Here is a 12,552-nt window from a genome sequence, read left to right on the forward strand (position 1 = left end):
CACCAGCTTCTTTCGTACATAAGAAGTCTGAATGGATTGAAAGGTATAATGTTGTATATCGTTTTGTATGCTTTACCCCTTTTTGCATTTTGCAAATTTTGAATAGGGGATTCCCCGTACATGGTAATGCCGTTGTTAATTCATCGATAACGGAACGGATTTGATGCGGATATTTTTTATGTAAGAAACGATACATCCCACCGAAGTGAGTTTTGTTACCTCTTTCGTCCTGCTTGTCCAATGAACGCTTTAATGTTGTTTCTGTATGTTGTTGCATGGCGATGTCTAAGAATAGCTTCTTAGCCGCTACAGATAGCTTAAAGAAAGCCTTTGTAAATACAACAGGACTAATATATACGTACGGATTTGCTTTTTCTGTTTCCTCATTCATAAAATGAGTGAGTTTGATTGTATATCGGCCATCTACTCCGTTTTCAATGGAGATAATGTTATGGAAGTTTAATTTCTTTAATGCAATATAGAATTGAGAGTGTTGGATATAAGCAAATTCTTCTTTGTATTGCTTGTAATCTTCCCACATCATATGTATGGTTACATTTGGAATGACACCATTAGTAAAGCATTTCTTATGTAGATATAAGAAAACTTCGAGATCAGCATTCGTAATGCCGTATAATTTATGTTTTCTTCCCGTTTTTTCTGCAAGTGTAGACATCGCCCGACGTGAAAAAGATGGTTTGGCTTTTTCGACAAAACCTTCTACATCCGCAATACGCTCTTCGTATGTCATGTGTTGTAGAATATCTTCTAAATATGTATCTTTATAGCTGTAGTATTTCTCTTCAAATGTTTCCACAAACCTTTGCCAAGATTTTAGTGTTACTAACACAGCATTGGTTGTTTCCCCATTTAAGCTACGTTGATTTCGTATTACAAATGATTTCCCCATCTTTTTCACCTCCGTTCTACAAATTCAGAAATATATGCCAAAAGACTATAAAATATACCAATTTTGATTATAGCAAAATGAATTTTGTAAAAATGTGCCCTTTAAGAGAGAATTTTAAAAAAGGCAACACCTTATGAGCCTTAGAACCACAAGGGGTAGAAAAAAAGTTCGATTTTTTTTTTGGTACGCAACTTGGGAAGGAGTGTTGCTCTTTTCTTGTAAGATGCTATTTATTGAGAAAAAGGGAAATCCTTTAACATCAATACTTTATAGATATTTCAATTGTTTTTTGGTACGCAACATGGGAAAGACGTTGCTTCTTTTTCGGGAAAATGGGTACGCGACTTGGGAAAGAATTTTCACGGGATATATAGTTTGATTTTTATAAAACATTTCAAATAAGTTGATATGACAGCGTTTTTAACTAGTTTCGTAAAAAATATAGGTACGCGACTTGGGAAAAATGTTGCTTCTTTTCAATGTAAAATTAAATAATTTAAATATTAGGTGTTGCTTGTTGCGAAAAATAAGTACGCAACATGGGAAGAATGTTGCTTGTTTTAGTAAAAGAGTACGTAACATGGGAAAAGTGTTGCTCGTTTTGTATTAAAGGTACGCATTATGGGAAAGGCGTTGCATGTTTTGCAGGAAAGGTACGCAAGACGGGAAAGGTGTTGCATGTTTTGCAGGAAAGGTATGCAAGACGGGAAAGGTGTTGCATGTTTTGCAAGAAAGGTACGCAAGACGGGAAAGGTGTTGCATGTTTCATAGTAAGAGTACGCAACATGGGAAAGGCGTTGCTTATTTTACAGTAAGAGTACAGAACATGGGAAAAGATGTTGTATGTTTCTCAATAAGGGTACGCATTATGGGAAAGATGTTGTGGTTATTTGCGTAAGGTCCAAAATTGAACCTTGAAAAGCAGAGATCCCTTCTCATGATTTTTAAATTGAGATAGAAATGACGCATACAAAATATCAATCATGGGATTTACTAGATTAGTCATGATTCTCATTAGAAATAACTGCCGTGGCGTTCATTCAGAGAGGAAATACGAGTGTTATGCATAAAGGACAATAACATCTTTTGAATTCAAATTATAAAAATGGACTCAAACAAAAAGTAACATAGCACTATAACTTTACTAATATGGTACGATTGTAAAAAGGAGGGGAATCATGAATTCAAAAGAGAAAATAAAAGCTGACCTTGAGGAGCAATTAAACTATATACAAGGTTTAAAATTTGAACATTCCACAAAAAAAATTGAGCTTGCTAGTGATGGCAGTGGAGAAGTTGTTGCAATAGAACTTGAAAGAACAGTTCCTTTAACTTCTTACAACCTTAGTATTATTGAGCATCACATTAAACAAGATTTGGATTGGGATTATACTGAGACATCTCTTAAATTTTTATTGGCATATTTAGTAAAAGCAAAATCACTTAATTTTATTGATTATATATTCGAAGAATTAATGGAAGAATTCCAATTATATCTAGAGGGGAAATATGTTTATAGAACCATATCCTTAATCTATAATTTGGATATTCAAAATCAAGAAATTCAATTTCCAAATTTCTCAATCAAACCTGTAGATAAAGAAAACATAGAGTATTTTTATAACAAAGTAGAGATGACTAACTCACATTTTAAGTCAAGTTTTAGACATGCACTCTTTCATCACGAATCTAGCCCTTGCGTATTGTTAGAACGAAAACAAGTTCTATGTAATGTAGATGAAAGTAATTCATTGGTACGTGAAATTGAAAATTTATCTAAGAGTCTCCTTTTATACAATGGTACTCTTGAACATATATATTTTTCACCTATCATTACATTTAGTTACTTTGCTGATTATGGCGAGATTCAAGCTATCCAGTATTTTAATGCAGTAGATAACAAAAAGAGAAGTGGTAAGATAACTATTAAAGATACTCAATTAATTTCTGCCTACTTCAAAATCATTGATGAATTACCTACTCAACTTATCGCTCTTGAAAGATTAGCATCAGCTCATAACAAAGTAAATTTAGATGATAAATTCATTGATTTAATTATCGCTTTAGAATCTTTATACCCCTCTGTAAGAGGTGAATTATTATTTAGAGTCTCACTATATACAGCAAGACTATTAGACGGTAGCCCCGACACATATAAAAAAGTAAAAAAATTATATGGAATAAGATCTAACCTAGTTCATGGTAACTCAAATCTCCCTCCTGACACACTAGCTAAGGAATTACAAACACTGGATGGAATTGTACGTCAGTGCATATTCAAATCATTGGAATATACTAGTCGAGGGGATAAACTTGAAATAATGGAAGAAGATATTGTTAATAAACTTTTACGCAATTGAGCATTACCTTAAATTCTTCTAAATAAAAACAAAGGCAGCAGCATAGCACTATGTTGCTGCCTTTGTTTTTAAAGCCATTTGATATGGAACCAAACCGTTATAGCATAACGACACTTTCTATGGAATCAAATATGTAGTGGATCTTAGTGAGTCTGTAAACATAAAAGTAAACAGTTTGTCAAAATCGTTTAAATGATTGGAAATTTGTACATACCTTCGAAACTCTATTTAGAATGGTATGAATGATAAGTAGCAATTGATATAATTGTATTAGAAGCAATTAGGAGGATTATTAGTGGAAAAGTTAAAAGTACTATTTCAAAACACTTTATATATAGCGTACCCTCTATTTACTGGAGTTGAGGGAAGTGAAAGAGTTTTAAATAAATGGCAACAATTCTATCAAGATGTAGAAAAAGACCTACAGAAGATTTACAACTCAACTTATTCATCACAGACTTTTGAAAGGCTAGTGAAATGGGTTTCTAAAAAGGAAGCCTTAGGATTATCTGCGATAGACATTCTTCCCAAATTAGATAATCATAAGGAAGAAATTTTTGAATGTCTAAAAGACGATTTATATATGGAATTTGGAATTAAACTGCCCGTTGTCGCGAAAGAGTTACCTTTAGATCCAGAGGACAAAAGTGATTATATAGAACGAAGTAATGCAGGATTTATGTACCATCTATCAGACACTATTGCTAAGAATAAGTTTACAGATGACCAAGATAAGAATGTACGTATTGCTCAATTGCAGGATAAACAAAATAGTCTAGTGGTGGTCTCTTCACATGATGATGGCGATATGAAATTACAAAGAGAAGAGCTCAAAAGATGGAATACACTAATTGATTCTACTTTTTTAACTCGAGTTATGGATGATTTGACGGCGGATTGCCTTGATATTGTTACTGAACTATGGGTAAAGAGTGCGGAAAATGATAAGACAATTGTGCCTGTACATTATGAACAAATATTAGATATGTGTAATATGAAGCAAATCAAGAATGGTAAGGCTTATTATCGAAAAGATGACAGATTAAAGATTATGGAGCGTTTAGCTGCTCTTGCAAGTATTTTTATTTATGTCAATGAAGATAATGAGATCGTGATATTGAATGAAGAGGATCCAAATGAAACCTTAGCTTATAAAAAGCAAAGAATTAGAAGGTTATTTGTAATGGACGAAATTATCATTGCAAAAGATATTGATACGGATAGAACATTAGGTATAGAGAGCATGAACGTTACACCAGGTAGTTTTTTATCGAAGTATCTATATGGTTCTGAAAAACTAACAGGTTTATTATCTAAGAAAGCACTGGAGTATAACAGCAAGCAACAAAGATACCATAAACGATTAACCAGATATTTAAGTTGGCGTTGGCGTATTCAACAATCTTATCAACATCTAACTCATTCATATAGTATTGGTGGTCCTAAAGGGCTATTACAAGTAATGGAGATAAGTATGAATAGAAAACCAAGTCTAATAAGACAAGTTTTTGAAAAGACGTTAGATGATCTTATGAGGGACCAAGTAATTCAGGAGTGGAAATACTCTCCTGAAATTGATGAAGAGAAATGTAAGGGGAAAAATTGGTTTGAAAACTATTGGCTAAAATTGAAGGTAATTATTTCTCCTACAAATGAACTTGTTAAACTACAACAAGAGTTGATTACTAAGAAAAGTAAGCAGAAGGTACCATTAGCCATTGAAATGGAAGAACAGCCACCGGTAATTGAAGAGAAGCCGATAAGTATACCAAATCAAGAAATACCTAATAGTATTGAGTTCTATATTGACAAGATGAACACGTATAAAGAGAAGAATAATAAAAGTATACGTGAATTAGCAAAAGAAATTGATATTTCATACTCGACACTTTCAAGAATGTTATCGGGTAAAAGAAAACGATTAAATGATGATACAAAAAATAAATTAGATAAGTGGATCGAGAGACAAGAAGTGGTTAATTTATTGTAGGATTAAAGAATTATGCATTTTATGGGGGCGACTTATAATTGACAAGAGATGTTGAAGGGATTTTTCAAGAAAAGTTAACGATGTACCCGCATTTAAAAGCCATTCGTGAACGACTTTGGATGAAAGATAGAAAAAGTAGAGTATCAGTTATGGTTGGAGCTGGTTTTAGCTTAAATGCCAAAAGGGTTGAGGCTACATTTGAAGGAATGGCTCTATGGTCGGATTTAAAAAAACGGTTAATTAAAGATTTAATACACCATCCGGATATTAAAGATAAAGATGTATTAGAAGTTAGCCAAATATTTGTTGAGGAATATGGGAGAACAAGTTTGGATGAAATTCTAAAAGAGGCTATCCCTGATGACAATTATGAGCCAGATAAAATACATCATGACTTGTTAAAACTACCATGGTCGGATGTTTATACCACGAATTATGATACTTTATTAGAACGTGCAAAAAAACGGGTCTATGAGCGAAATTATCAAGTTATTTATGATATTAATGATATCCCAAGTTCGGTACAACCGCGCATTGTGAAATTACATGGAAGCTTCCCAGCGAATAGACCTTTTATTTTTACAAAAAAGGATTATGAAAATTATCCACAAAATTTTAGACCATTTGTAAACATGGTTCAACAATCTATTATGGAGACTACTTTTGTATTAATAGGTTTCTCCGGAGATGATCCGAATTTTGAAAAATGGACAACTTGGGTACAAGAAAATCTAGGTGATCATATGCCGAAAATTTATATGATAGATTGTGCTGGACAAAATGAGGAGAAATTGAAAGAACTTGCAGAAAAAGGGATTACCTTAATTGATTTTAAAGAAATATATGGTGAATCAGAAAACCGGTATTCTACAATGTTTGCTGATATTTTTGAGTATCTTTCTTATAATAATAGACAAGAGAAAACAAAGTGGCCATATAAAAGTTATAAAAACATTAATAACTTTAAAGAAAACCGAGAAACGTATCCGAATTGGGTTGTTATGCCAACTGATATAAGAAAGAAATATGTATCAAACATTCAGGAACAAATAACAATTCTTTTGAATTCATCAAAAGATATAGTTAATTATTTAGAAGAGATATTATGGTGTTGTGAAAAATTCTATATTCCTATTAATTTTAATAATTTATCAATTAAACTAGAGGGTTTAATTGATAAATTAGACGAGAGTAATGAACAATATATTCAATTACTGCTCCTATTATTAAAAGAAGAGAGACTTAATTTTAATAATCTTGGTTTCGTAAAGTATCAAGAATTATTAGACAAGCTTAACTTAAACAAGAAACAAAGCCATAGTTTGAAACATGAACAAATATTATACGCTTTAAATAGCGATGTTCAAATAGTAGAAAAAATGATGAATCAATGGAATGTGGAGAAAACTGAAATAGAATGGGGTATAAAAAAGGCGATTATTTATTTCAGAATTCACAAAAATGCTAAAGCTAATCAAATGTTGATTGAGTATTTACAAACGATTAGAAATTTACTTGCTATAAAACCAGATGATTATCGCTTAATGTCATTAGAAAGTATTGTGTTGCATCACTTAAAGAATAACGGAAGAGATGATAGGTTAAGATTTTTAAATAGTAAAAATTGTGATGTGGGAAAAGAGTATGAACAATCAGTTATTTCAGTAGTGAAATTCGAAAATTCATATGGGAAAGTAAGGTATGATGGATTTGATCCTGGAATAGATAGAATTAAAACTTCATATTCTATATTGATAGATAAAGCATTATTAAATTCATTTGCTGTCATGCAGATGCAAGAAACTTTAATGCTACCGACAATTAATAATTCTGAACTAGAGTTAGCTATAAGAAACTTAGAGAAGTATTATCCGACATATTGTCAAATAAAAAAGATACAAACTATAGATTCAGAAGGCATAATTAAATTGTTTTCAAGAGAATTTGTGTATTCAATGGATCAATCTAATCTTGATATCTTAACTAGTTATTTGACGAATTCAGTTTTCAATAAATCTCGAAGTGGATTAGATGTAAGTGTTGAAATGGAGGTTATTTCTAGAATTTACTTCATTTTACCAAGCGGTGAAAAAGAAATTATAGATTCAAGTTTAATAGAATTTATTAAGAATAAAGGAACATTAGAGTCAGAAGAACTGAGATTAATAAATAGGTTTTTAATAAGGATAATTGTATCAAAAAATATTGTTGAATCTGAGTCTTTTTGTAAAATGTTGATTCAAAATAATATTTTTAGTTTAGAAAATGATGACGAAGTAATAATGGAAAATGTATTCTTTAAATATATAATAGAAGGCCTTGAAGAGCAGAGCAAATTATGTCAATTTAAGATGTCTCAAAACCAGATTGAAAAGTTATTTAATAAATTAAAAGATGATAATGAGCATGATGTAGCATTGTTCAAGATAATTGCCCTTGTCCGAACCGATAAATTACCTCAAGAATTTTACAATAGACTGTTAACGTCTATAAAAGAGTATTCAAGAAGACAAAGTACAAGATTACAGCGTGTTATGGAGGAAACTGTTCGCTTAGTTCAAATACCTAAATTAATAGATGAATCACAATTTATTTTAAAAGAAATACCTAAATTTTATAAATTAGGGACATTTATTGGAAGTAAAGAGTTAGATACATATTTTAGGGAACTATATAAAGTGTTTTCTTGTACCTATAAAGATACAAATGAAGCTGATTTGAAAAATAGCATTTATAAACCGTGGTTAGAAAAATTTTATTTGTGGTGGGAAGATCAAAAGCAAGGATTTAATGCAATAGAAGTAGATAATGAGTACATGTTTAGTGTAAATTATTTTGAAATCCTAGTGTATATTTTGGGGGATAGAATTTTGGGGACTGTTCCCAAACAATTATTAGACGATAGGGATTTAATTAAAATAAGGAAAATATTTTTAGAAATTATGGAAATAAGAAAAGATTTGTCATTTTATTTAATTCCTTCTTTAGAAAGACTAGGTAATAATGGTGAGTATGGTATAGATTATTTACTTGATAGGCTAAATGATAAAAAAAGTAATTGTGCAAATGCCGCAATGCAAGCGCTACATGATTGTTTGTTATTAAATGAAAATAAGAAGATTAATGTGGAAGATCCTATTCGGATTAAAAAAGAAATATTACATTTAATAAAATATGGTTCAGTGGATATTGTAAGTATGGCAATTAATATAGTGATAGAAATTTCAAAATCTATTCCTACATTTTTTGATGATAGTGATTATAAGATACTGATCAAATACAGTAATTGTTATTTAACGTCAATAATTGAAGAAGTAGAATTTTTAACACGTGATGATCTTAATTTATTAACCAGTTATGCAAACTTAGTAACTTACATTTGTAATAATCAGCCTAAGATTGTTGGTAAACAGTTTAATGAGTGGAAAAAGTATATAAGGAATAATCCTTTACCAGAAGTAAGGGTTTGTGCGGACTTCCTTCAGCATACATAATGGTTAATCTATAATAAGATAATTTATTTGTTTGAATATAGAAAGTTAACTTAGAATTAAAAAGTTGTTAACAATAAAATATATATATAAGAGCCATATTAATATGGCTCTTTTTGTGTTATGTAGTTACAATGAATAAAATAATATCTATATTATAAGAAAATAGCTTTTCTTATTTCATCAAATGTGATTACTATTTCTCCCTTCACGGATTCACATCCTTGTGCAAAAAGCTCGTAGGAAAATGAGCAAGTATAATCATCTAGCTCAGTACTCTCTCCGTTAAGATGTTTTTCTTTAACTCGGAATTTAAGCTGAAGAGGATATGCAGTCCTATAAGTTCCAGGATGAACGGTATCATCTATACCTCCTGCAAACATATAACCATTTTTCTTTCGAGAATCGTTTGTTTGGGGAACTAATTTAAGAGCTTCTTCATATCCTTCAAGTAAATAAAGATTTTTTTCTGCTTTGATTTGAATTGCAGGATAAACAGCAACATATCTTCCTATATTACGAATACCAACTATAAGGGATAAATTATGTTCCCTTTCAGGACCGGAACCACTAAGTAGACGCTGTTGGATTTCATAATGCACTTCTAAAACAGGTCTTTGTCTTCTCCCAAATGCATCTGAAAGATGTGAGTGCTCCATTTGATTAAAACTATCTCCAATACGCATATAGTATTTATTTTCTCCTAATAATGCTTGATGTGGTGGTAAATCACTAGCAGGTACATAAGTTACAACAAACCCATCATTGGTATCGGATTTAGGAATAAATATATTTTGAATATCAGGCAATAAAGGAGTTAGTGCATCTGAAAGTAAACTATTTAAAGTTGTTTGAAAGGCTTTAGCATTAATTATAGGTTCTTCATTGCTAGCGGCATCTAGTCCATCTTCATTTTTGCGCGCATTAACTCCCCAAACGATAACTCCCCCAGAGGTGTTAGCAAATGCTGATAATGCTTTTGCATAGTTCCTTTTATCATCTTTAGAAATTTTGCTACCATCAGGAATACTTTTTAATTTGAAGTCTAAGAATACTGATTCTTCCTGGTGCTGGTTTAGCATACGTGAAATTTCTTTATACCCATCTTTTTCCAATTTATCAAAAATTAGTTCGGCATTATTCATTTTGGAATACTCCTTTTAAAATTTGTATTTTACAAAACTAGTAAGTCTATATTCCCATATAAACTTATTAGTTGTCGAATAAATCTATATATATTTGTAAAGTAATAAATTTATTTAAAAAATAATAAAGCAGTTAAAAATGCGGGCTATATTGTTAAGGAGCACATATGTTTTATTATGAAAATATTGGTGAAAAACATGCTTAAATGATTAATAAATTCCCTGTAGAATGGATGTATGCAGCATTTATTAAAATAAGATTTGAAGAGGGGGAAGAATTATATGATTTTGCCAATAGAAAAATGGATGGTTGAACAAGACTTTCCTATAGAGGTAACAAACCTTCTTGATGAGGGTTTTACATGTTATAAAGCAGGAGCGTATAGAGCCGGATTACTTTTTTCTTATCTAGGTTTCGAAAAGATTATCAAGAATCGGCTCTTAGATGCTAGGCGTCCAGATAATGTTCCAGAAGGGGCATGGACAAGTATACAAAGAGATGTAAATAATGACGCTAAATGGGAAGAAACCGTATTTGATACGATAACTGGTTACTCCAAGAATCCAATATTTCTTCAAGACAACAAAAAACGAGAAGAGATGAATCGGCATCTATTTTACTGGAGAGATAGAAGAAATGATGCTGCACACGCCAAGGAAAACGAAATTAATTATGCACATGTAGAGTCCTTTTGGACATTTATGCAATCTTATTTACCAAAACTTGTTGTCCGTGGAAGTAGAACTGCGATATTAGATAGTATTGAAAAGCATTTTGACCACAGATTCACACCAGAAAACACTGATTTTTCTCACATCATGCAGCAAATAAAGAACTCTTTAAACGATGATGATTTGAAAAGCTTTTACACCAAGAGGTTCAGCTAATATTTGACGAAATCGATCCTCTCTTTATGATTTTCGAAAATAAGGATATGAATAAATTTTGGGATGAAATCTTAAAGCTAGGAGATCCGTTTACAACAGAGTTAATCCGATTTTTAAAGGATGAAAATAGCTTTAATATTTTCAATGCTTTCATTTCAGAATACACTCAGCGTATAGCTTTATTCGATGGGGATAAGCAGTTTATTCATAATTTATGGTACGATAAAATGAAGGAGTTAAATAATCCCTATAAGATACTAGCGGCACTGTTACGTAACAATCTTGTTGAAGAGAAGAGTAAGAGAACTGCTTTTAAAAAGTTAATGTTGAATTTAAAAAACAAGACTCCATCTGACGACATTGATTACAAGACTTTGGAATGAATTTTGATAATGTTTGATAAAATGATTGAATTGCATCTCCGGGATTAGTTCCAAAAGGAATACCAAAATATGTTCTCAATGCTTTCGCATCTATTAAAAGTTTAACTGCATTTGCTGGTGTAATTAATTTGTCTGTAATGTTGTTTCTTTTTAAAAACTCTAATTTTAACAAAGCAAATTCCGGTATTTTTTCATCCTTCATGTATAATTTTACTAAAACAATATACTCCTGCTGATTATATTTAAATACAAAAGAATCAATACACCAGCCCTTACCAATCATGTCGCTCTTTAGATCTCTAAAATTACTTAAAATATTCAACAGTATCTCCTCCATGTAAAAGTATGATATATAACATTTATCCAATTTTAACATTCTATATATTTCGAAAAAAGAGATGTGTCATTGCTTTAGAAGTAATTCAGGTACAATGTTTCTTTAAAACTTGTAAAACAACTTGCTACTATAATCCTAATTGTGTAATATATAGGTATATTGTTAGTTTATTTGATTCCGTTTATTCCCACACCTTTTTTTGTGTTGTGGTTGAGTTGTAGAAGCAAGTTGCGTCTTGTTTCAATTGTGAAAGGGCTTCTTTGAGCCGATTATTGTATATAGCTTATTTTGCTATGCACATTATTAATCGACTTGAAGAAGCCCTTTTTGTGTTGTTTTCAAGTTTGCAGGCGGGGTTATGAATCATAACAAATTACAAAATAGAGGAGATATGAAAATGAAAAAAGATTGTAGACACTTACAACTAGTACCAACAGTAGAGGAACATAAAACACGAATGGAAAAAAATCAGAAATCATATGCTGCACCAGCAATGTCATCTGAATCCAGAGCAAGAGTGAATCAAATGAGAGGATGTTTTGAAGCTGAAATTATATTACCAGATGGTAAATTTCAATATTTCAAACCACGTGCTACTCATGAAAAAGAAGCTACTCAAGAAATTGCATTATTTATTGAGGGTATCCAGGGAGCAAAAGAAGGCTATGTCATCCTATGGCGCTTTGTCGGGCAACAAAGTTTTTATCATGGTACAAAGATCGTAGCTGAACCGAAGTTTCGTAAAATTATGCGTAGGCTGAAAGATTATCTTTTTGACTACGAAGAACTTGTTTATGAAACAGAAAAATAAGAAGAATAGAGGGATAAAGATATGAAAAAAGATAACACTTGGACAATATTAGACGATCCAAAAGAGCAGGAAACAAAAGAGAAATCCCAAGAGCCGGATGATATTTTTACTGGTATGGATGACCTACCGGAGATTACAGATGAAGAACTACCATTCTAATTATGTCGAGGTAGTATATAGAGGGTAAAAGGAAGAACTAAGTGATGTTTATACTTGGATCTTCCTTTTTTTATTGCA

General features: G+C 31.4%; 8 protein-coding genes and 1 pseudogene. 6 read left to right on the forward strand and 3 right to left on the reverse strand.

The features are described from left to right. Positions 1-910, reverse strand: a pseudogene (locus tag CO726_RS29150) (hypothetical protein); the annotation flags it as partial. Positions 911-2,088: 1,178 nt separating this feature from the next. On the opposite strand from CO726_RS29150, the gene CO726_RS29170 reads away from it, so the two are divergent. From CO726_RS29170 to CO726_RS29180, 3 genes are all read left to right on the forward strand, one after another. Continuing rightward, entirely contained in the window at positions 2,089-3,270 is a 1,182-nt protein-coding gene (locus tag CO726_RS29170) for a HEPN domain-containing protein (RefSeq protein WP_099686609.1), read from the forward strand. Between the two features lie 295 nt (positions 3,271-3,565). Then, entirely contained in the window at positions 3,566-5,260 is a 1,695-nt protein-coding gene (locus CO726_RS29175; RefSeq protein WP_099686610.1) for a helix-turn-helix domain-containing protein, read from the forward strand. Positions 5,261-5,298: 38 nt separating this feature from the next. Beyond that, complete coding sequence (locus tag CO726_RS29180; protein WP_245916826.1) at positions 5,299-8,754, forward strand: SIR2 family NAD-dependent protein deacylase; 3,456 nt, start codon at positions 5,299-5,301, stop codon at positions 8,752-8,754. Positions 8,755-8,906: 152 nt separating this feature from the next. Here CO726_RS29180 and CO726_RS29185 read toward each other — a convergent pair whose 3' ends face one another. Next, positions 8,907-9,896: an AlbA family DNA-binding domain-containing protein gene (locus CO726_RS29185; RefSeq protein WP_099686611.1), complete on the reverse strand. Its 990-nt coding sequence runs from the start codon at positions 9,894-9,896 to the stop codon at positions 8,907-8,909. Between the two features lie 282 nt (positions 9,897-10,178). Between CO726_RS29185 and CO726_RS29190 the strand changes: the two genes are divergently transcribed. Beyond that, positions 10,179-10,784 (forward strand): hypothetical protein, encoded by a 606-nt coding sequence (locus CO726_RS29190; protein WP_099686612.1) that lies wholly within the window; start codon positions 10,179-10,181, stop codon positions 10,782-10,784. A gap of 312 nt (positions 10,785-11,096) precedes the next feature. Here CO726_RS29190 and CO726_RS29200 read toward each other — a convergent pair whose 3' ends face one another. Then, entirely contained in the window at positions 11,097-11,489 is a 393-nt protein-coding gene (locus CO726_RS29200) for a DUF6037 family protein (RefSeq protein WP_245916828.1), read from the reverse strand. Between the two features lie 412 nt (positions 11,490-11,901). On the opposite strand from CO726_RS29200, the gene CO726_RS29205 reads away from it, so the two are divergent. Both CO726_RS29205 and CO726_RS32035 read left to right on the forward strand, forming a co-directional pair. Then, on the forward strand, positions 11,902-12,315 hold the full coding sequence (locus CO726_RS29205) for a DUF6018 family natural product bioysynthesis protein (protein WP_099686614.1): 414 nt from the start codon (positions 11,902-11,904) through the stop codon (positions 12,313-12,315). Positions 12,316-12,336: 21 nt separating this feature from the next. Continuing rightward, a complete protein-coding gene (locus tag CO726_RS32035) occupies positions 12,337-12,474 on the forward strand; it encodes a hypothetical protein (protein ID WP_169513105.1) in 138 nt (45 codons plus the stop codon). Positions 12,475-12,552 lie beyond the last annotated feature (78 nt).

This window comes from Bacillus fungorum (genome assembly GCF_002746455.1).
GTDB lineage: Bacteria > Bacillota > Bacilli > Bacillales > Bacillaceae_G > Bacillus_A > Bacillus_A fungorum.

Excerpts from the sequence above, each read along its gene's own strand:
- CO726_RS29185 (WP_099686611.1), bottom strand. The coding sequence starts at position 9,896 with ATGAATAATGCCGAACTAATTTTTGATAAATTGGAAAAAGATGGGTAT.
- CO726_RS29170 (WP_099686609.1), top strand. The coding sequence starts at position 2,089 with ATGAATTCAAAAGAGAAAATAAAAGCTGACCTTGAGGAGCAATTAAAC.
- CO726_RS32035 (WP_169513105.1), top strand. The coding sequence starts at position 12,337 with ATGAAAAAAGATAACACTTGGACAATATTAGACGATCCAAAAGAGCAG.
- CO726_RS29205 (WP_099686614.1), top strand. The coding sequence starts at position 11,902 with ATGAAAAAAGATTGTAGACACTTACAACTAGTACCAACAGTAGAGGAA.
- CO726_RS29190 (WP_099686612.1), top strand. The coding sequence starts at position 10,179 with ATGATTTTGCCAATAGAAAAATGGATGGTTGAACAAGACTTTCCTATA.